At 48.8% G+C, this 20,926-nt stretch carries 20 protein-coding genes; 6 read left to right on the plus strand and 14 right to left on the minus strand.

The window, feature by feature from the left end; all coding sequences use genetic code 11:
• Positions 1 to 26: 26 nt before the first annotated feature.
• Positions 27 to 581, plus strand: a complete 555-nt coding sequence (locus R6H26_RS12100; RefSeq protein WP_404790638.1) for a hypothetical protein — start codon at positions 27 to 29, stop codon at positions 579 to 581.
• Between the two features lie 35 nt (positions 582 to 616).
• Here R6H26_RS12100 and R6H26_RS12105 read toward each other — a convergent pair whose 3' ends face one another.
• Both R6H26_RS12105 and R6H26_RS12110 read right to left on the minus strand, forming a co-directional pair.
• Positions 617 to 1,987: a GH1 family beta-glucosidase gene (locus tag R6H26_RS12105; RefSeq protein ID WP_404790639.1), complete on the minus strand. Its 1,371-nt coding sequence runs from the start codon at positions 1,985 to 1,987 to the stop codon at positions 617 to 619.
• 242 nt (positions 1,988 to 2,229) lie between these two features.
• Positions 2,230 to 2,439 (minus strand): site-specific integrase, encoded by a 210-nt coding sequence (locus tag R6H26_RS12110; RefSeq protein ID WP_404790640.1) that lies wholly within the window; start codon positions 2,437 to 2,439, stop codon positions 2,230 to 2,232.
• 296 nt (positions 2,440 to 2,735) lie between these two features.
• On the opposite strand from R6H26_RS12110, the gene R6H26_RS12115 reads away from it, so the two are divergent.
• On the plus strand, positions 2,736 to 3,317 hold the full coding sequence (locus tag R6H26_RS12115; RefSeq protein ID WP_404790641.1) for a hypothetical protein: 582 nt from the start codon (positions 2,736 to 2,738) through the stop codon (positions 3,315 to 3,317).
• A gap of 314 nt (positions 3,318 to 3,631) precedes the next feature.
• On the opposite strand, the gene R6H26_RS12120 is transcribed toward R6H26_RS12115, so the two are convergent.
• From R6H26_RS12120 to R6H26_RS12135, 4 genes are all read right to left on the minus strand, one after another.
• Positions 3,632 to 4,276, minus strand: coding sequence for a sterol desaturase family protein (locus R6H26_RS12120; RefSeq protein ID WP_404790642.1), 645 nt, complete (start codon positions 4,274 to 4,276; stop codon positions 3,632 to 3,634).
• A gap of 370 nt (positions 4,277 to 4,646) precedes the next feature.
• Positions 4,647 to 5,321, minus strand: a complete 675-nt coding sequence (locus R6H26_RS12125) for a hypothetical protein (RefSeq protein ID WP_404790643.1) — start codon at positions 5,319 to 5,321, stop codon at positions 4,647 to 4,649.
• Between the two features lie 169 nt (positions 5,322 to 5,490).
• The gene (locus R6H26_RS12130) at positions 5,491 to 5,784 is read right to left on the minus strand and encodes a hypothetical protein (protein WP_404790644.1); all 294 of its coding nucleotides are present in this window, start codon (positions 5,782 to 5,784) and stop codon (positions 5,491 to 5,493) included.
• A 63-nt stretch (positions 5,785 to 5,847) separates the two neighbouring features.
• Complete coding sequence (locus R6H26_RS12135) at positions 5,848 to 6,048, minus strand: hypothetical protein (protein WP_404790645.1); 201 nt, start codon at positions 6,046 to 6,048, stop codon at positions 5,848 to 5,850.
• A gap of 323 nt (positions 6,049 to 6,371) precedes the next feature.
• On the opposite strand from R6H26_RS12135, the gene R6H26_RS12140 reads away from it, so the two are divergent.
• The 3 genes from R6H26_RS12140 (at position 6,372) to R6H26_RS12150 (ending at position 8,859) form a co-directional block, all read left to right on the plus strand.
• Positions 6,372 to 7,379, plus strand: a complete 1,008-nt coding sequence (locus R6H26_RS12140) for an adenosine deaminase (RefSeq protein ID WP_404790646.1) — start codon at positions 6,372 to 6,374, stop codon at positions 7,377 to 7,379.
• A gap of 61 nt (positions 7,380 to 7,440) precedes the next feature.
• Positions 7,441 to 7,980 carry a hypoxanthine phosphoribosyltransferase gene (gene hpt, locus R6H26_RS12145; protein WP_404790647.1) on the plus strand — a complete coding sequence of 180 codons (540 nt, stop codon included), beginning with the start codon at positions 7,441 to 7,443 and terminating at the stop codon, positions 7,978 to 7,980.
• A 120-nt stretch (positions 7,981 to 8,100) separates the two neighbouring features.
• Positions 8,101 to 8,859 carry an LOG family protein gene (locus R6H26_RS12150; RefSeq protein WP_404790648.1) on the plus strand — a complete coding sequence of 253 codons (759 nt, stop codon included), beginning with the start codon at positions 8,101 to 8,103 and terminating at the stop codon, positions 8,857 to 8,859.
• Positions 8,860 to 8,869: 10 nt separating this feature from the next.
• On the opposite strand, the gene R6H26_RS12155 is transcribed toward R6H26_RS12150, so the two are convergent.
• The 8 genes from R6H26_RS12155 to R6H26_RS12190 all read right to left on the minus strand — a co-directional run bounded on the left by R6H26_RS12155 (position 8,870) and on the right by R6H26_RS12190 (position 19,032).
• A complete protein-coding gene (locus R6H26_RS12155) occupies positions 8,870 to 9,811 on the minus strand; it encodes an aldo/keto reductase (RefSeq protein WP_404790649.1) in 942 nt (313 codons plus the stop codon).
• A gap of 26 nt (positions 9,812 to 9,837) precedes the next feature.
• Entirely contained in the window at positions 9,838 to 10,545 is a 708-nt protein-coding gene (locus tag R6H26_RS12160; RefSeq protein ID WP_404790650.1) for a histidine phosphatase family protein, read from the minus strand.
• Complete coding sequence (locus R6H26_RS12165) at positions 10,529 to 12,370, minus strand: ABC transporter ATP-binding protein (protein ID WP_404790651.1); 1,842 nt, start codon at positions 12,368 to 12,370, stop codon at positions 10,529 to 10,531. The genes R6H26_RS12160 and R6H26_RS12165 overlap by 17 nt, the downstream gene beginning before the upstream one ends.
• A 77-nt stretch (positions 12,371 to 12,447) precedes the next feature.
• On the minus strand, positions 12,448 to 13,590 hold the full coding sequence (locus tag R6H26_RS12170; RefSeq protein WP_404790652.1) for a glycosyltransferase family 2 protein: 1,143 nt from the start codon (positions 13,588 to 13,590) through the stop codon (positions 12,448 to 12,450).
• A gap of 68 nt (positions 13,591 to 13,658) precedes the next feature.
• Entirely contained in the window at positions 13,659 to 14,852 is a 1,194-nt protein-coding gene (locus R6H26_RS12175; RefSeq protein WP_404790653.1) for a glycosyltransferase family protein, read from the minus strand.
• A gap of 18 nt (positions 14,853 to 14,870) precedes the next feature.
• Positions 14,871 to 16,082 (minus strand): glycosyltransferase family protein, encoded by a 1,212-nt coding sequence (locus R6H26_RS12180; RefSeq protein WP_404790654.1) that lies wholly within the window; start codon positions 16,080 to 16,082, stop codon positions 14,871 to 14,873.
• Between the two features lie 64 nt (positions 16,083 to 16,146).
• On the minus strand, positions 16,147 to 17,385 hold the full coding sequence (locus R6H26_RS12185) for a glycosyltransferase family protein (RefSeq protein ID WP_404790655.1): 1,239 nt from the start codon (positions 17,383 to 17,385) through the stop codon (positions 16,147 to 16,149).
• A 258-nt stretch (positions 17,386 to 17,643) separates the two neighbouring features.
• Positions 17,644 to 19,032 carry a UDP-glucose dehydrogenase family protein gene (locus R6H26_RS12190; protein WP_404790656.1) on the minus strand — a complete coding sequence of 463 codons (1,389 nt, stop codon included), beginning with the start codon at positions 19,030 to 19,032 and terminating at the stop codon, positions 17,644 to 17,646.
• Between the two features lie 215 nt (positions 19,033 to 19,247).
• Here R6H26_RS12190 and R6H26_RS12195 point away from each other — a divergent pair, with 215 nt between their 5' ends.
• Entirely contained in the window at positions 19,248 to 20,855 is a 1,608-nt protein-coding gene (locus R6H26_RS12195) for an iron uptake porin (RefSeq protein ID WP_404790657.1), read from the plus strand.
• The last annotated feature ends 71 nt before the right edge of the window (positions 20,856 to 20,926 follow it).

Genomic DNA, 20,926 nt, shown 5'->3' on the forward strand with positions numbered 1-20,926 from the left:
AATATTCTACCGAGGACATTGATGCGATGACTGAATTAAAACCCGGTATTCTGCCCTTTCCGACCCTCGAAACGGGAGAATTAGCAATTCCTAGTGTAAGTTACGATGAATTCCAGGTGCCGCTTGCCTTTTTATATAACTGCGGCACCTGGGAAGGAACGGCTAGGCGGGTGCTCAAGGACGGAACCTTGGTAGACGAACATCTGGTTCGCGTCAAAATTGAAGTCGAGAAGGCGCAGTACGTTCAGACCAATACCGTCCGTATCGGCACGCCCCAGGAAGTCACCTCCCAGTACTTCGGTCATTTTATCGAGGGAAAGTTAGTCTTCCCGCTCACCGACGAGGTGTACACCCTCGGCGGCGAGAAGGCATCGGCGTTTTCAGGAATAGCCTGGGCGGTCACGGACGACTTAATCGTGTATCGCGGCAGTCGCACCTTACAAAATTGCAAAACCTACTATAACGAGCTCATTGCCCTAACCGATAGCAAAGCCGAACATCGAGTCCGAACGACGCAGCTTTTTGAAGAGGGCGTCTACAAGTTAGTCACGGCGATCGAAGAAACCAAGGTCAAGCTGTAAAAGGTACGACTCAAATGGTGCAACGCCTGCGCCAGTTACACCACGCGGTTTTGACGGATGCATTCTCGATACCAGTGAAAACTGGCTTTGGGGATGCGGCGCTGAGTTTCGTAGTCAGTGTAAAGCAATCCAAATCGACGATCGCAGCCATAGGCCCATTCAAAGTTATCCATTAGGGTCCAGGCAAAATATCCTTGCAGGGGATAGCCTTCTTGAATGGCGCGATGGGCCGATCTTAGATACTGGCGCAGAAACAAAATGCGATCGCTATCTAGAACTTCGCCTGCCTCCGTCAAACTGTCTTGCCCCGCGCAACCATTTTCCGTAACGCGCACGGGCAGGTCTGGGCGATTTAAGGTTTCGCTAAGATGACGGATACCCCAATAAAGACAATCGGGAACGAAATGCAACCACGGCATATTCAATTGCGGATATCCTTGTGGAAAGGGCAACACTTCGTAGCCCGCAGGCGTTTCAGCAGCGCGCGCATAGGTGCCGAAATAGCTATTGAACCCGATCCAGTCGAGGGGTTGGTGGACGATCGCTAAGTCGCCATCTCGGATCTCGGGGGCGTTCTCTCCCAACTGCGCGAGAAGGGCGGGACTGTAAGCTCCAGTCAGGGCGGGTTCCAAAATACCACCATTGGTGCCGTGAAGGTGAAAGGCTTGACGGGCGGCAGCAATATCGGCGGCAGATTCGGTCAGAGGGACAGTGGGCACGAAGTTATCCACCAGGGCGACGGAACAGGGGCCGGGAGAAGCGGCGCGGATTGCCTGACAGGCCAATCCGTGGGCCAGTAAAGCATGGTGGGAGGTTTGCCAAACCTGTTTGAGGCTCGCCACGGAAGTACCGGGAGCGTGGACGGGAATCCGATTCACGTCGTAGCCGATATGGGTAAAGCAAACAATTTCGTTGATCGTCATCCAGGACGTAATGCGATCGCCCAATCGACTCACGACGGCAGTGGCATAGTCGGCAAAATCCTGGGCCATGTCGCGGCTTTGCCAAGAGCCGTAGAGCTCTTCTAGCGCTTGAGGGCTATCCCAGTGAAATAGCGTGGCGTGGGGGGTAATGCCATAGTGTTGCAAGCAATCTAAAAGGCGGCGGTAAAAGTCTATTCCCGTTTCGTTGACGCTTCCGCGACCGTCTGGGATTATCCGAGACCAAGCAAGGCTGAAGCGGTAGTGTTTGATACCCAGCTCGGCCATCCACTTCACGTCTTCGGCATAGCGATGGTAGTGGTCACAGGCGATCGCCCCGGTCGCGCCCTGCAAAATCCGTCCCGGCAAGGCGCTGAACGTATCCCAAACGCTCGGCTTGCGTCCGCCAGCGGCGATCGCCCCTTCAATTTGGTAGGCGGCGGTGGCTACCCCCCATTCAAACCCCGGCGGAAACTCGTAGCTCATAGCAGTCCTTTGTCTTGAACTGACTGTAAGTTAACATTGATGGGTTCTGAAAGACTTAGATCGGTCTCTCTTGTATGACCCGCACTGGGCAAAATCTGAATGAGGATGAGAGGGCTTTGGCAATGAACTTAACCCCGGTCTACGAGCAGTAGCGGGCGATCGTTAGCGCTTCCGAAACGCTGAAGCATTAGGAATCTTACTTTTCCTGCTTTTGTTACTGTTCAAACACCAAGGGCAATATTTTAGGTGGATGTGGCGAGGTGTTTTTCTACGGCCAGATGAGAAAGGTACTGGCGAATTTCTTCGACTCCTACTTCGCGGGGCGATCCCATCTGGCGATCGCGTAAGTAGTCTTTAATGGAGTGAAGATAGGACTTTTCGGTTTTTGGACTGAGGTGATTGAGGCGGAAGGTCTCGTGGATACGGTCAAACAGTTTGGAAGATTCAGACATGGATGGGAAAGTCTTCAAATGTTGATGAGGCAAAGCCTTCTAAATTTCAAGATTCCCAACCCTCCTTCCAAATTGCGGTCAATCGTCGGATAATGCTTCCAGATCGGAATTATACGGATCGACCCGGATAACACCTTAATCTCGGAGTTATACGGACGGCATCTGGATAATACTCCAATCTCGGAATTATCAGTCCTTGTCTATATAATGAATAGTTATGCGGCTGAGCGCTGCCAGGTCATGCACGTAAGTTGAAAAAACGCAGTTTCAGCGTTCTATTATATAGAATTGATTCCATGAAACATGACTTTATTTCTCAAATGCCGGACAAACCTTTTTACAAGCTGATTCAGCAAAAGTATAAAGGCAGAGTTGCTCAACGAAGTGGCGTGAGCTACATGAATCATATTATTGAAGGCGCTTTCATTCTTCATCACATATACGGCACGGATGAAGAATTGATAGAAGCATATTGCCTTCATCCAATCTTTCAAAGCGACAAATTGCTATCTCAATTGTTTTCTGATGACTCATTTGAACTAACGATTATTTCTCCGAGAGCCATAATATTGGGAATGAAATATCGGCGTGTTGCTAACAGTTATACAATCAAAAACAAAGTGAAAAATCCCGAAGACATCGAAATCGGCCCGCTTGATAAAGTTCATAGAATGCTTGTTGCTGATAAAATCCAGAACAAGAAAGACTTTATGAAATATATGTATCTTAAGCATGAGCGGCCCGCTTATCAAAAGGTTTCGGAACGCAGTGTCCAATACTTTGATAGTTGGCTCGCTCGTTTATCTGTCAGCCGAGAAATGTATGAAGAAGTGGTGGAGCAGGTGGAGCAAATCAACATCATTAACCCTGAAGCCTAAAACACCAACAGCCGCATAGCACGCGCATGCACGCGGAACGGAGGTATACGCGATTAGTTATAATGCAAAGATTAATGCCGTCCGGTGACGCGCAGGCCATTAGCAATTTTTTAGTAGAAATAGCTGAAAAAATTAATACTGAAAAAGCATTCACTTTCGCTTAATAAAACCAAGATTGGCAATCGCCCACGCTAGCTTAACAACACTCTTCATGATATTTGATACTTGGATCGAAGCATAGAGAGATCGCAGTTATCAAGGTACAATAAAATCGTTTTCAACGTGCGGCGATCGCCTCAGCAGAAACTCATGGCTCACGATCGCCTTGCAATTTTCTTCTCATAGCCTAGATCTTGGGTACCCAGTAGCTTATCCCAAAACGTAAAATACAAACCGTAATGCACGGTGTACTTGACATGGTGCGTGGAATGATGGGCAGGGCCGATACACCATTTACCCAACCAATGGTGAGGAAACGAAAGCGGCAACCGATCGACCGCAAGATGGTCCACTACCGCCCATACCGTCATGGTCGTTAGAACTGCAATCAAAGTGACTAGATGGAGCGGAACGATAAAGACAATCCCGAGGAGAAAGAGCGATTGAACGATGGCCTCCAACGGATCGAAGGCAAAGGACGTCCAGGGAGTGGGATAGCGCGATCGATGGTGTCCTTGATGCAACCAGCGAAATAGCAATGGATGGTGAAACAAGCGATGCGTAAAATAAAAATAAGCATCTTGCAAAACCAGCACGGTGCCGTAACTGACCCCCAAATACCACAAACCGTACTGTCGAACGTCGCCATACAAGCGCGTGATACCCTCATTGCATCCCGACACGATTAATGCTGCGGCGATCGCAAAAATTCCAGAGGAAAGAATAGATAATTTAATGTCGTGCCAAATGGAGAGCCAGGAGGGCAGACGATTTCGCAAATCTCGAGCCGTGAAAGGCATCCAGGCTGATGCATAAAAAAAGCAATAGGTTCCACCCGCAACTAAAAGATATCGCAACAAAATGATTCCAAAAAACGCAATATAATAAAACCAAAACGAGTGGTCTCTCAAGCTCGATCTCCTTAGCATTCCCAATCGTTTGAGCCTTAGCAAGGCAATTGGCAATACTGTTTTAAATTTTTACCGAACGTTAGCTAGCGATCGCCCCACAAACCAAGCCATAAATCAAGAACCCCGCTGCAAGCAGGCGGGGGAAAACACGCTGGGTCTAAATTTGCGGTTCGATCCAGTATTGAATACAGTATATTCTATCTCCACAAACCATAAAGACCCTATCTTTTCTGAGTTCGAACTTTCTCAAAACAGCGTACTAGGACTTGCCAGTGACTACATCCGTAGTTTCTTTTACAGTGGTACCAGCATTGTCAGCCATCCTTTGAACGTTCCTGGACATATCCTTTGCTGTGGACTTGACATCTTCACCAAAGTTTTTAGAATTTTTGTCAATATTTCTCAGACCTTTTCGCGCTTCCGCTGAGACTCCTTCCGCTGTACTTTGAGCTGACTCGCCAACACGCTTGGAAAGTTTTTCCATTCGTTCGCCAATAGGTTCATCTTTTAATTCTTGTTTGACTCTATCTACAGATTCGCCAATCCCTGCGGCTGGCTGGCGGGCTGAATTTTGGAGTACTTTTTTGGCTTGTTGAGACGCTTTAGTGGTATCTTGCCTGGGATCGATATCGCTGTAGGTGTTCATCCCTTGCGTAGCAGGTTGGATGGGTCGATAGAGCTCGGTTATTTGGCCCTCAGGCGTATTTTCTTTATCTTTTCGATAGGGAGAAGAGACTTTGGGTGTGGTAGCGGCCTCAACCTTTGCTTCATCCACACCACCTGTTACTGAGGAGCTTTTTGATGGAGTGCCTGCTTTTGCTAGGGTACTAGGCTGACTGCAAGCAGTATTGACAAGCACGAACAGAATCGCAAAACTGCTTACAACAAGCTTGTAAAAGCGGCGCGACTTCAAAAAAGATATAAGCTTTTTCATTGCTATTCACTCATGGTAAACGATCTAAAGTTTTGTCTTTTCGAGCGCATAACAGATACGCGATCCAGCTTTTCTTGAAGAAGAGAAGCAAAGCACAGATATCTAAAAAATATCCTTTTAAGCTAACACCGCCAATATGAAGTATCTGTTATCGAGCTTCAAAATAATTTTACTCATCAGCTTGGGGATTGACTTCTTGAGCCATCGCTCGAAAATTCTCTGGATTCCCTTCAGCAGAACTTTCGGACTGCTTATTTTCAGGATTGAACGAACTGCCCAAAGAGGGCGAGATTTCCTCGGGATCGCGTTCTTGCGATGGCGTGCTAAATGCTTTTGATTGCTCGTAGTCTTTTTGGACGTTCGTTGAAGGCGTTTTTTCTTCGTCTTCCGCGATCGCTTCTTTCAGCAATTCAGCATCGTAATCTACGTTTTGCTCGTCTAAACTCGTACTTTGGTCTTTCATAGTTGTTTTTTGAACGCTACAGTTACAGGTCTGATGGTATGTAAAACTCACACAATACTTGTTTTATACCGCCTGCTCTTCTTCCTGAGTTGGTTCGTCTTTTGCAGCAATGAAACCAGATCCGGGATTTGCTTCGGCCTTCGCACTCGGTTTAGCATCGGACTTGGTATCGTCCAAAACCTTTCTTTGCTCTGGATCGATTGGTGTCTGTTTTCCACCAGAATTTACGGCTAAATTTTCTTGACTGGATTCTTGAGTAGTCATAGCTACCTTTTTAATATATTACTCGGTTACAATAGCAATATTCGCAAATAGATGAATACTTCCGGCGAGATAAACACACGTTTTTAGACTAGCTCTAAATGATTATTTAAATTTCATTCTTTAGGAAGATACTTTTTTAAGTAATATAAATCTTCTCGATCGACTGATAAAAATCAGACTTCAGAGTTCAAAACCAGCAATTGTTTGAATCTCTCGAACCAAAAGAAGATGATTAACATACCTTGTGAAGCAAATATGTCCCTTAGCCCATATATCTAGCGGATTGTTACACTTTATAAGTTCATCTTGGCAGGTTTACTTCAATGAACGCATTTATTCGCGATATTCCCAAGGCCGAACTGCACATTCACATCGAGGGTTCGCTGGAGCCAGAGCTGATGTTTGCTCTAGCTCAACGGAACAACGTTTCTCTTCCTTATCCCTCCGTGGAAGCGGTTCGCGCTGCCTACCAATTCCAAAATCTTCAATCTTTTCTAGACCTTTATTACGCTGGAACGGCGGTACTGCGAACAGAGCAGGATTTCTACGATCTCACTTGGGCGTACCTGCAACGCTGCGTCCAGCAGAACGTGCGTCACGCCGAGATTTTTTTCGATCCCCAATCTCACACCGAACGCGGCATACCATTTGAGGTCGTCCATGCCGGTCTATACCGCGCGCTGCAAGATGCAAAACAAAAGTGGGGTATAACCTCATACTTGATTCTTTGTTTTCTGCGACACTTAAGTGCCAAATCGGCAATGGCAACCCTGGAGCGATCGCTGCCCTTTAAGTCTACGATTCTTGCAGTTGGACTCGATTCCTCGGAATTAGGGCATCCTCCCAGCAAATTTCAAAAGGTGTTCGACCGCGCTCGCGACGAGGGATTTCTGACCGTCGCGCATGCTGGAGAGGAAGGTCCAGCGGCATATATCTGGGAAGCCATTCGATCGCTGGGCGTCGCCCGTATTGACCATGGGGTAAGGTGTACGGACGATCCCGAATTGGTAGATTATCTAGCGCAGCAGCAGATCCCACTGACGGTTTGCCCCCTATCCAACATCAAGCTGTGCGTATTCAATTCGATGCAACAACACAATTTAAAGCATCTGCTCGAATTGGGCCTGTGCGTCACGGTCAACTCCGACGATCCGTCCTACTTCGGCGGTTACATTGCAGAGAACTACGAAGCCATTCAATCCGCCCTGCACCTCAGCCATCAAGATATTTATCGGCTGGCAAGAAATTCTTTTTCTGCATCTTTTCTCCCTCCCCATGAAAAGCAGTCTCGATTGAACGAACTCGATCGATTTATGGCAGCAGTGGTTTGATTGCGCGATGGGTTTATAGATGCAACACAGTCTAGTTCGGTGATGGAGGGAAATGCTCGCAATGACAGATCGATTGGTGCCGCTGATTTCCCAGCAGACGATCGCAGAAACCGTGAAACGACTCGCCCGAGACATCGATCGGGACTATGGCGATCGCCCTCCGGTCGTCGTTGGCGTCCTGAAAGGGTCGTTTATTTTCCTGGCAGATCTGATTCGAGCAATGCAGACTCCCATTAAACGAGTAGAACTGATTAAATTGTCGAGCTACGGCTCCGGTACGGTTAGCTCTGGCACGGTATCGATGCAGTTGGACGTACCTGCCGAGGCGATCGCCGGACAGGATGTCATTCTTGTCGAAGACATCGTAGATACGGGATTGTCCGTCGCAAAAGCATTTCAAGTGCTGGGCAGCTATTCTCCCCAGAGCCTAAAACTGTGTACCTTGCTGGACAAACCAGATCGCCGCAAAGTTCCAGTGACGATCGATTATTGCGGCATTACCATTCCCGATCGATTCATCGTGGGCTATGGCATTGACTTTGGAGAACAATACCGACAATTGCCCGATATTTACACTCTCGAACGGCCTATCGAAGCATAGTGTCGGCATCGGTCCACGAACTTAACTTTTTTAGACATTCCTATCCTATTTGCTGATTCTTAGCACCGTTTGCCATACAGTGGATCTGGAATCTAGCGTGAATGCCGATCGATACTGCCCATGGACGAACCGATTGAACCTCCAGATCCATTGGAGCAGAAAGATCTGGAACCGCAACGCCAATCCGACAATGTTTGCATTACCGATAGCGCTGAAGCTTTTAGCATCGTTCAGGAGTCTGTCTTGGGATTGTGGGAGGTGGTCAATGCTTTGGCAACCATTCGGCCTGCCAGGCGAGAGCGCTACCGCGTCACAATTTTCGGTTCGGCCCGCATGCAGCCCGACAGTCCCATCTATCGCGATGTCCGCTGGCTGGCTGGCGAACTGACGGCTATGGGCTGCGATATTATCACGGGAGGCGGTCCGGGACTGATGCAAGCGGCCAATGAAGGAAGCGTCCGCGCGGATCCGGGCGATCGCACTCAGTCTGTCGGTATTCGAGTAGACCTGGGCTTCGAGCAACATGCAAATCCATTTGTGGAACAAGTCTACCGACACCGAACTTTTTTTTCCCGACTGCATCACTTTGTTTTGCAATCCGATGCATTTGTCGTGGTCCCTGGAGGCATCGGAACGACTCTGGAGGCGCTGATGATTTGGCAGTTACTCCAAGTACGGCGATTGCAAGACACGCCCCTGATCGCGATCGGGCCGATGTGGGCGGATCTGGTGAAGTGGAGCCAGATCTACATGCTGAAAACCGATCCGCCCATGGCCGATCTGGTCGATACGCAGATCCCCACTTGCGTAGACGACTTTGAGGCAGCGATCGCCATCCTCCGGGAAGCCAAAGCCTCTTGGCAGCCAGAATGTCAGTGATTCGCACGCTTCAAGCCGCGACCGTAGGATACATGCGTTGGAGGAGCATTTCTCGCTCTTCGGAAGACAGAAGGCGATCGCCGGCTCGCGCATTCATCGCGGCCTGTTGCGGTGACTTCGCACCAGGAATCGCCACGGGCAGCGCTGGGTGAGAAATAACGTAGCGCAATGCAGTGGCAGCCATTTCCTCACCCGGCATTAAGGAACCTTGAAGGGCTGTAACCGCTTCGATATCTCGCTTAAATTTTGACTGTTTCGCTTCATTTTTATGCCACTTAGCGCGAATCGTATCCGTGAAGACCGTATCAGCGCCATACTTACCCGATAGCAACCCTTGTCCCAAAGGACCGCGCACCAGTACCGCAATGCCGTTTTCCATACAGTAAGGGAGCATTTGCTTTTCTGCTTTGCGATTTAAGAGGGAGTAATCGCATTCCACAATGCGACAGGTGTTGTTGGCATTGAAGCGCTTCAAGACTTCAAAATCATTGGTAGAAATTCCATAGGCGCGCAGGTACCCTTGAGCTTTGAGCTGTTCGAAGGCTTCCAGGTAAATATCAGGGTCTTCAATATCTCCTTCGTGACAGAGGACTGCATCCGCCCAGTCAGTCTGCAAGCGAAAAAGGGAAGCCTGCAAACAAAGGCGCACTGTGTCTGTATTCTTGGGCAGTCCTTCTCCCGTGCGTCGCCCCCAGCTCCCAATTTTGGTAACGATGTGGACGCGATCGCGGATTCCCTTGAGCGCCTTTCCCAGTCGCTCTTCCGATAGTCCTTGGGGGATGCCATAGGCCTCGGCAGTATCAAACAAGTTGACACCGCGATCGAAGGCGCTGCGCACGGTTTCGAGTGCTGTACTCTCCTCAATTTCACCCCACTGATTGCCGATATTCCAGGTGCCCATTCCAATCGTCGAAACGTTCCAGCCCGTAGTTCCAAATTCACGATATAACATGATGGCTCCTGTAAGTGTTCGAGATTTTATACTTTTGGTGTTAGAGATTGCGCTTCTAGATGTTCTGTCAAATTTAAAATTTCCAACTGAGTCGAAAAAATATCTTTTTGGAAAAATTTCAGAACGCTAATCCCGCAATTAGATTGTTTGAACGAATGATAGTAAGCGGGCGTAAGGTTCAGCGCGGTATTAATTAAAGCCCGATTGGTGCCCGAATGGCTTACTATCAATAATGTTTGGCCTAGGTGATGAGGTAATATCTCCTGCCAAAATTGTTGCGCTCTCCCGTACAGGTCGCGCACGGGATAGAAGCGCTGGTTGGTATGGGGATCTTCCATAAAAAATTGATGGGGAGATTGTTTCCAGCAGCGATAATCTTCTGCAAACTGTGCCCGCACATCTTTATGGTAAAGTCCTTGCCAAGCGGGTAGATCGATCTCGCGTAGCTGCCAAACGACGTGAACGTTTTGCAGGCCGACCGTAGGGGTCATCATCGACAGCATTTCACTCGCTGTCTCTTGCGCCCGTCGCAGAGAACTCACATACAGGGCATCAACGGTCAACCCGCTCAAGAACTTTCCCGTCTGCCGCGCGGTCGATTTGCCCAATTCAGTCAAAACTGATTCGTCGCTACTGCCCTGATGCCTTCCCTGAGCGTTAAAGGTACTTTCCCCGTGGCGCACCAAGATCGCTCGTATTTCACCAGAAGAAGGCTTCTCAAACATCCAAGACATATTCCACTCCTTTGTATCCATTTGACTCATTTTGTAAGCGATAGAGCGCCGCGTAGCGTCCGGATTGCTGCATCAACTCTCGATGGGTGCCTCGCTCCAGAATATTGCCCTGTTCGACATACAAAATCCGATCGGCTTGCTCGACCGCACGAAGATTATGAGAAATCAAGAAGGTCGTACTCCCTCGCGTCAGACGCTTCAGCGCTTCGTTCACTGCATATTCGCTCTCGCTGTCTAATCCCGTGGTGGGTTCGTCGAGAATGACGATGGGAGAATGGCGGATGGCAGCCCGCGCGATCGCGATGCGCTGACGTTGTCCCCCGGACAAGCTACCGCCCCGTTCGCTCAAAATAGTGTCATACCCCAAGGGTAAATCCATAATAAAATCGTGGGCGTTGGCGAGTCGCGCCGCACGCTCGACTTCTCGGTCGGACGCGCCCAGACGACCGTACGTAATATTCTCCCGGATACTCACAGCAAACAGCACGCTGTCTTGCATCACGACGCTAATCTGCTGCCGCAGCGACTCTAATTTATAGCTGCGAATATCTTTACCATCGATCAGAATGCGCCCTTCCGTCGGATCGTAGAGTCGCAAGATTAAACTCACTAGGGTAGATTTTCCACTCCCCGATGGCCCCACGAGGGCAATCTGTTGCCCCGGCTCAACTTGCAAATCCAATCCTTTCAGGATGCGACGGCTCGGATCGTACCCGAAGGAAACGCGCTCAAAACAAACAGAACCAGAGAAAGGATGCGCTTGCTTTGCCCCTGGAAGATCTCTGACGTTAGGTTCGTAGTCCAGAATATCGATCACCCGTTCCCCAGATGCCGTAGCCTTAGCAATCTGGCCGATTTGTTTCGTAATCTGGCGCATGGGTTCAAAAGCCGTTTTGAGGTAGTTCACGAAAATAAGAACATCTCCCGGTGTCAGTAACTTCTGCAATACGAGTTGAGAGCTGCGCCAGATCACTAATGCTAAAACCAAAGCCATCAAGACTTTGACAAGTCCTTCCAAAAAACTCGCTAGCTTGAGCGATCGCGCTCCTTCATCCAGACTTTGAGTATTCTGGTGCAGAAAATTTTGCTCCAACATGTCGTGCAAGGAGAGCGCTTGGACCACTTTGATGGCTCCAATGGTTTCACTGGCGGTATCTGCAATGAGTCCCTCTGTCCGACGATGCTTTCGGGTTACTTTGCGGATGCGGCTGACAATCTTGGTCGTCGTAACCGTAAAGAGTGGAAAAATGGTCATGGACATCAGCGCCAGCTCCCAATTGAGCCAGAACATCACGCCCATCATTCCAGCGATGGTGACAACATTGGCGAGGAACGGCAGTGCTGTTTTAATGGTCACCAAGCGGAGGCGCTCGATATCGTAGGTAACCCGCGCGATCAAGTCTCCGCTCTTGAATTGCTGGTGGAAGGACAGGGACAGACGCTGAATGTGGCTGTACAAATTGCTCCGCACTTCCGAAATAACCTGAATTGCCGCGAGGGCCATGCCGTAGGTACTTAAGTAGGACGTCACGCTTCGCAGTGCGGCGATCGCGATCGTTGCAAAAGCCAGCAGCGAAAGAAGCCAAAGGGGGGACCAATCCTGAATCGGAGCGGGAATGCCATCGGTCCGCGAGAGCAACACACCGTCAAATATAAATTTGAGGGGCCAGGGTTCTAGCAATCCCAAAACCGTTTCCAGCAGCAATGCTAATAACGAACCGCTGAGCAGCAGCTTCCGCTTGCGGATTTGGGGCCAGAATTTGACGAGCATTCGCCAAACTCCAGGGATAATACCCTCTAGTGCTTTCTCAGCTTTATAATTCATGGCTCGTGCTTATAAACCGTAAGAATAATTGGGGGAGCGCCCATCATGACAATGATGGGCACTGTTTTGGGTTCGATCTAGTTGGATGCCGATTCCATTGTTGAGGAATCTACAGTGTTTTCGGGTTTCTCGAATTTCATGCCGTTCTTCAAGCGCTGCGATCGCCGCAGACCCAGACTGTGTTTGGCATACTCGTGCTTGCGGGCGTAGCGATCGCTAATGAAGTTGTTGATCGGACGTTCGATGAACTGCAACCAATCCGCAAAGTCATTGCGCTTCTCCTTCAGTGGAAAGCGGCTAATAATAGGACGCATTAGGGCGCGGTAGCGACGACGACCCAAGCGATTGTAGCGACGCTCGAAGTACCAATCTTCTTCTAAATTCCACTTTTTGCGGAAGTGGTCGAAGCTTGCCAAATCCCAGGCGTCGCTCCACCGAAGGCTGAAGTAGGTATAGTCATACCAATCAAACTCGGCACCCGTCATGTACGTGACGATACTTTGGCGTTCGCAGTAGACGGTACCGCCTACTTTTGCGGCACTCAAGCAAAGATCGATATGCTCTCGCGTGCTCAGCAATCCTTCATCTAACAACCCATGGTCATCAAAGAAGGACTTGCGCACCAGCGCGGTATGAAACTCGACAAAATCACACTGCACGCGGGACAGTTGTTCTGGAATTTTCGAGACGCGCTTTCCTTCCAGGTAACTTTTTTGTACCGCGTATCGACCGGTCTTGTTACCTTCTGTGCGAACTTCGATGTAGGTCGTACCGCCACCATTGTGAACCACTTCATGGAGCGGTTTGTCAATACAGGTTAAAGTGCCAACAACAGTAGCCCCGGTTTCTTCGGCGCAGTCAACCAACTTTTGCAGCCATCCTCGCTGGACCAGTACGTCGTTATCTACAAATACGATATATTTGCCCTTCGCAGCTTGAATACCGATATTGCGGGCGCGGTTGGGGGAAAGGTAAGACTCCGTCCGAATGAGCTTAAATTGCTTCTCACGGGATTGAGCTTCCAGATAGGCTTTTAGTTCTGGAGAAGAGCCACCATCCACATACACGAGTTCGAAGGGATAATCTGTCTCGGCGTAGATGCTCTCCAAAGATTGTTTTGAGTAGCTGAAGCGTTCCCGCGGTACCACGACAATGGTGACCATCGGTTGCTCTGAGGTTGCTGCAGTCGATCGGGTTTCTTGGGGTAGAATTGTTGTCATTTTCGTAGTCCTCATAGTTATTTCTTAGGTTGGATGGCAGAGGACGATTTCGCTTCGTCCTCCAAACTCTATGCCGCAGCGACGGGCTGCTCCATCAATGTTTTCAAGAGAGCCGTCGTTTTCTCGGCACCTTGCAGGTCAAAGGATGTGAAGGGCGGTATACTGCACGGTGCTTCGAGGGCCCGAACTATCCGGTCAGCCAGCCGTTCGGGCAGGCGATCTTCAGGCTGTAATAGCCTTAAAATCCCCATTTTCTGCAATTTTTCAGTTCTCACGGTTTGTTCCCAATCTTTGCTGGACGGGAGAATCATCGCGTTTACCCCAGTCCGAAGAATATTCATGGTCGTGTTATAGCCTCCCAAGCTGATGGAAAGGCTGGCTTTCTGCATGTAGGCAAGCAGGTTTGGGGTAAACTGGCGCAGCGTTAGGTTTGACGCTCCCGATGCGGCCTGCTGTAAGGTTAGAAATTTTTCTGAGAGCATAAAGGGTCCTGTAAAGACCTGAAGGTGATGTTGGGGAAGGCGTTGCTTTAGGATTGGGCTAGCGGCAATGACTGCTTCGAGCAAGTCATGACCGAGCTGTCCCCCACCGACGCTTACCAAAATCATCGGCTGTTCTCGCGAGAAATCCGTAACGTCTTGTTCTGTCCACATCGCCTCCTCAAGCAGGGATTGCGCGACAAACCCTGTATATTGAATCGGGCAATGAATATCTGCAATCGCTGGAAAACTTTCTTCCAATCGATGAAATTGAGGATCGGAGTGGACCAACAACAGATCGAAATACTGATTGAGACGCTGACAGGTTTTTGAAATCGCTTCGTTACGATCGAGGTAGGGCTGTGCCATGACGACATCCCGCAAGCTACACACTACCTTCACAGGTCTTTGGGAAACTCTAACCCTCTCTAGGAGGGGAATGGCCTCAAATTCAAATTGATATTTTTTGAAAGGATATCCTTCGATCGTCAGACAATCAGGCTGAAATCGCTCGAAGACCTGCAAGAGTAAAGCAGTTCTTTGCTGTTTTATCGTTTCTAAATCTTGAGATGGGTCGGCCACCTTTACCTGACGGTTCTCAGATAAAAGGGTCGGGAGGGTAACGACTTCGATATTTTCAGGCAAGGACAAACCATCAACTGTCGTCCCCCCTTTCACAAAGCAAATCTGAAACTCGCGGGCGAGGTCGCGCATAATTTCAACGCTGCGAACCAAATGTCCCATACCCAAATGATACTGGCAGTAGAAAAGAATCTTTTTCATCTCGATCGCCTCCTTTCGCTATGCAGCCACCAGAGTAGGCTGGAGTATAGTTTGCAAAATCCTAGAGGCTTCTTGCGCTCCATTGAGCTGGAGTTGGTTTTTCTGCCGGGGAATCGGCGCTTGACTCAGATAGATCGTGATGGCTTGGGTCAGTTGTTCTGGACTCAGATCGTGAGGGTAGAGAATCTTCAATAGATTGAGACGTTCGAGTTGCTCCGCTCTAATCGCCTGCTCTCGGTCCTTATTCGAGGGATAAATCAGGGCGCGAACGCCCGTCTTCAGGATATTCATCGTGGTGTTATACCCACCCAAACTGATGGATAGATCGGCCTTGTTCAAATAGGAGATTAAATTCGGCGTAAAGCGGCGCAAGACAAAATTGGATTGTTTTTCTGCCAGTGCGTGCAGTTGTTCGTACTGCGCCTCTTCCATTAACGGCCCTGTAAATGCGACAATTTTATGGGGAATTTTGTCCTTCAACAAGGCAGCCGCTTGAATTGTACTTTCTAATAAATCGCGACCCAACTTGCCTCCCCCAACACTGACGACGATCGTCGGCTTGGGATCGTTCAGGAGTGAGATATCTTCTCGATCGATTTCCACCCCTTCAGGCTCAGATTGCACCACGTAGCCCGTGTAGTAGACGGGGCAAGTTAAATCGCTGACTCTGGAAATATTATTTTCCAAGCGGTGAATGGAAGGATCGGAGTGCATGAGAATGCCGTCGTAATACTGATTTGTGAATTGGCATCTCCGCCGCTCTTCAAAATCGCGATCGGCAAATTCTTTGACCATAATAATGTCTCTCAAACTGCAAATCACTTTCGGAGGGGAATCGGTAGCCTTCACGTATTCCAGGAAAGGGATCATTTCGAAGGCCAGTGCTTTGTGTTTGCTAAAGGGGTAGCCTTCAGTAATCAGGCAGTCCGGTCGAAACCGATCGAAGATTTGAATGAGGGCTTTTGCACGGAATGCTTTCACTTCTTCTAGATTCATCGAACTGCCGACGACGCAAAGTTTTTTGCTAACTGAGGAGTCAGACACTTCTACCTGAAGGGTAGGAAGTTGAATGACCTCTATTCCCTGAGGAATTTTGAATCCTGGAACCCTCTGCCCCCCATCAACCAGACAAACCTGAAAGGTTTTTGACAATTCTCGGATTAATTCTGCGGTACGCACTAGGTGTCCCATACCCAACAAATTTTGACAGTAAAAAAGAATCTTTTTCATAGAATGTACGCTAAAAAACTATTTAAATTGAGTTGCATTTCACAATTAGGGATGCTGCTTAAGACTAGGCACAGAGATATTCAGCAACTTGCTGCATGTTTTTTTTCCTGTCCTCAGCAATAACGTGAGGGAGAAGATTCATAACGTGGGAGGAAATGCGAGGAAGCGCTTCTAGATCTAGCTTTTCTATATTGGCCGTATAGGAGTGAGGATGGTTCAGTTGATGCAATACCTGTCGCATCAATCTTTCGGGAGTCAGCTCTTCGGGCAGCAAGGTATCCAATACGCCCAGTTTAGACATTTTATGGGCGCGGATCAGTTGCTCTTGCGATGGCCTGACGCGAGGAATAATAACGGATGGCTTTCGGGCAGAAAGGATTTCGCAGAAGGTGTTATAGCCTCCCATCGCAACTACAGCATTTGCTGCTTTCATATAGCTCATCAAGTCATCTGTAAATTCCAACACGCGCACGCGCGGTAGAATTTCTGCAATTTGAAAGAGCGTCTCGCGTTGCTCTTGTGGCATCTCAGGGCCGCAGACCACAAAGCTTTTCAGCGGATAGTTAGGCGGCAGGAGTGCCAATCCCCGCAGATAGATATGCAGCAATGGATACCCATCTTCGCCGCCACCTGCTGTAACCAGGACGCAACGATCGCCCGGCAGCACCCCAAGCTCTTGAAGCAAGGCATCCCGTTCCTGCAATCCCGCTGGGCGGCGGATATAGCCGCAGAATTTTACTTTCGTGGCGACTGCAGGGGGAAATTGGTACTCTATACAAGGGTTGAAAACTTCTGGAGACCCAACGACCAGCACTCGATCGTAAAAATGTTGAATGGCCTGGTAGTTATCCTGCTCTCGCCACTCTGGAATCGTGCGATCGGGATGGTCGAGTATGTCGCGCAACAGAAGGACCCACTTTGTCTGAGGCAAATTGTCCTTGAGCGTATTGATGGTTTCCTTGAGTTCATCCTTTAAACCATAGGGTTTCTTGTCAACTAGAACTAAGTCTGGCTTATAATTCAAAGCCGTAGTCAAAATCAAATCTCCCCGCAATTGCACTGTTTCCTCTGTACTCATCTTGAGATACTTAGATGCAAGTTTCCCTTCTGTCCCTCGATTCAGACAGGGTAGCTTTATATAGTCAAGTCCTTGAGGCAATCGAAAGCCTTGCAACATCGGCGATCCTGACAGCAGCAAGATGGATAGATTTGGAATGGTTTGCAGGAGGGACTGACAAATTTCCAACATTCTGCGGATATTGCCCAGACCGTATGTATCGTGAGAATAAACCAGCAGTTTCATAAAATTCTCCTAGTGGGAGCGAGCTAGTGGGAGCGAACCAGAGTAGAAAAATTAATCAAGTAAATTTCATCAATCGATCTTGTTAATAGAATCGCAAATCCAAATGAATCCTATATGAACCTTTTATGAGATAAGTCTCATGAAGAAGCGGAAACTTTTTAGCGGTTCTTTCAATCGCCGTCAGCTTCGCTACAATGGCTCTTTCTCCGCTCGTCACAGGATATAACTGTCACGCACTGCTGCGATCGCCGAGTCTTCTCATGCAGCCGCCAACCATTCACCTCGCGCGGGTTGGCTGACGGTAGGTCGGCCTATACCGATGACGTGAAAACCCGCATCTGCCAAAATTTGAGCATCCAGAACGTTCCGCCCATCAATGATGAGTGGAACGTTCATAAGCGTGGCTAATTTTGCATAGTCTAAGCTCTGAAACTCCTGCCAATCTGTCACTAAGATCAGAGCATCACAGGCTATTGCCAGATCTTCGGCGTTTGTTGTTAAGGTAATCTTTTCGAGAACTGGATGGAGTTTATTAGAAATAACCAATGGGTCGTAAGCTTTCACCCTTGCTCCCAATCGATTGAGTTGTTCGATTAAGTCAAGAGCGGGAGCATCGCGCAGGTCGTCTGTGTCCGGCTTGAAGGTGAGTCCCAGTAAGCCAATCGTTTTTCCCTTTAAAACTTTGAGGGCTTGCTGCAGTTTTTCAATAGCAATTAACTTCTGCTTGCGGTTGGTCTCAATGGCAGATTTGAGCAACTGTGCGTCATACCCATAATCGCTAGCAGTATGGACTAGAGCGGAAACATCTTTGGGGAAGCACGATCCGCCCCAACCTATTCCGGCTTGCAAGAATTTCTGGCCAATACGAGAATCTAGCCCGATACCCCGAGACACCTGGGTGACATCCGCGCCAACGCGATCGCAAATATTCGCGACTTCATTTACAAAACTAATTTTGGTAGCGAGAAAGGCATTGGCAGCATACTTAATCATTTCCGCCGAGGTCAAGTCTGTTATCACCACGGGTACGGGAGGTCGGGCGGGATCTGCAGCAAATTGCTGCTGCACGATCGGAGCGTAGAGTTCCTGCATGAGGGAAATAGCGCGATCGCTGTTGCCACCAATCACAATGCGGTCCGGGTTGAACGTGTCGTAGACGGCAGATCCTTCCCGCAGAAATTCGGGATTGCTCACCACATCAAACCCCGCAATCTCCTGCTGACGCTCTGCCACCCCATCGAGTACGATGCGATGGACCCAATCTCCGGAACCGATCGGAACCGTTGACTTATTCACAATGACCTTGTAGCCCCCATTCAAATGGGTGCCAATCCCTCGAGCCACAGCTTCCACATAGCGCGTATCGCTCTCTCCGGTAGGCAATGCAGGGGTGCCCACTGCGATAAATATAATTTCTCCATGATAGACACCCGCAGAGAGATCGGTCGTAAACTTTAATCGACCTGCTTTCATCGTATCTTGCATCATTTTTGCAAGACCGGGTTCAAAAATAGGGGACTCCCCCGCTTGCATTTGCTTGACCTTAGCTTCGTTATTATCCACGCAAATGACCTGATGGCCGATCTGGGCAAGACAAGCCCCCGTCACAAGGCCGACATATCCCGTTCCAACAACACAAACACGCATAATATCTGCTCTCTTGAGTTTTTGTTGCTATCCAGGTTCGCAATTGTCGATGAAGGGGATATGAACCTTTTATGAGATAACTCTCATCAATAAACCCTTCGTCTGAAGTGGGGTAGATGTTATCCTTGGCAAAATAATAAAACAAGCGAAATGGGGAAGGCTGTCATGACGCCATCGACCTGAAATTGTCTTGATTTGTCTGCAACAGTTTCCTTATGACCATTTTTTTATTCCTGAAACACTATCGTTTTTTCAGCTTATTGCTTGCACTTCTGTCGATCGCCTCATCTTCTAAGATGGCGAGCGCTCAGTCTAGTCATTCATCGCCTCTACAATCGAATCTCCAGCCCTCATCCAGTCATCCCCAGGCATCACCGCTAGAAATCAACTCCATACCAGAACAACTTGGTCCTACTGTGCAGGAGCTATCCAATATATACCTCACTGACTGGGAGTATTTACAACTCCGCACTCTAGCAGAACGCTATCGCTTACCAGCGAGCTTAAATCAGCTCCTTCACGAGAGATCGTTCGTATCCCGTCAAGAGTTTGCGATCGCACTAGAGACTCTAGTCGCGCATATATTGCGGCAAAGGCAACCCCTTCCCAGCAAAGATCTAGAAGTATTGCAAACGCTGCAAAATGCTTATAGAGATGAATTAAACCTTCTGACTCAGCGGACCGATCGCCTTATCCCGCACCTCGAAAAACTTCAGGAAAAAGAATTTTCTACAACGACTCAATTACAAGGAGAGGTGCTCTTTTCGGGAATTGGAGTTGGAGGAAATCCAGTAGAAGATGAGGCAGAGATCGGCGATCGCCGTATTACCTTCGGCTACCGAGCGAGATTGAGCTTCATTACAAGCTTCACAGGTCGAGATCGACTGAGGCTGAGGCTACAGGCCAGTAGCATTGGAGAAGTAGACGAAGCAACAGGCACTAATATGACTCGTCCCGCTTTCCAGAGCAATACGGACGGCCAACTGGTTCTTAATCGCTTAGACTATAGTTTTCCCCTAGGGAAAAAGACAGAATTTCTAGCCAAGGCAATTGGAGGAACGCTCTCTAATTTTGCCGATCCGCTCAATCCGCATCTAGACAGTGGAAGTCGCGGTACCATCTCCCGCTTTGGGGTACGGAATCCAATCTACCGACAGGGTAGAGGGACAGGGGTCGGACTGATCCATGAATTTGGGAAAGGCTTTTCTCTCGGACTGGGGTATCTTGCGGATGATGCTGGCGAACCGAGTGGAGGGCTGATTGGCGGTTCCTACGGCGCGATCGCGCAGCTGACCTACCAACCTAGCAAAAAATTTGGGATTGGCATTAACTACATTCGCGCGTTTAATGCGTTAGATACCAATACAGGAAGCGAGCGTGCCAATGACCCCTTTAATAGAGAAAGTGAAGCAATTGTTACAAACTCCCTCGGCCTCCAATCTTTTGTTCAGATCGTCCCCAAAGTTTATCTAGGTGGGTGGGTGGGATTCACCCATGCCCGAGCCTCTGACTTGCCTGGCGATCCTGCTGCAAGAATTCTGAACTGGGCAACAACGCTTTCTGTTTTGGATGTTGGCGCTCAAAACAGTTTGCTAGGCATCATCGTGGGTCAACCGCCCAAACTCATTCACAACCAGTATGCAGCAGATGGGCAGTCCTATATTGACCCCGATACCTCTCTCCATCTCGAAGCCTTCTATCGATGGCCGATTCGAGAAAATATGGCCATCACAGCAGGGATACTGGCGATCACTAATCCAGAGCATAATACTAACAACGACACGGCCTATGTAGGAATCGTCCGTACCTTATTCCGATTTTAGGAATATGCCTTCAAGTAGGTCTCAGGAGAAGTTCGATCGGGTGTATCTCACTTTGGAAAACGTAACCGCAA

This window comes from Altericista sp. CCNU0014 (assembly GCF_044923475.1).
Taxonomy (GTDB): Bacteria; Cyanobacteriota; Cyanobacteriia; order Thermosynechococcales; family Thermosynechococcaceae; genus JAAURS01.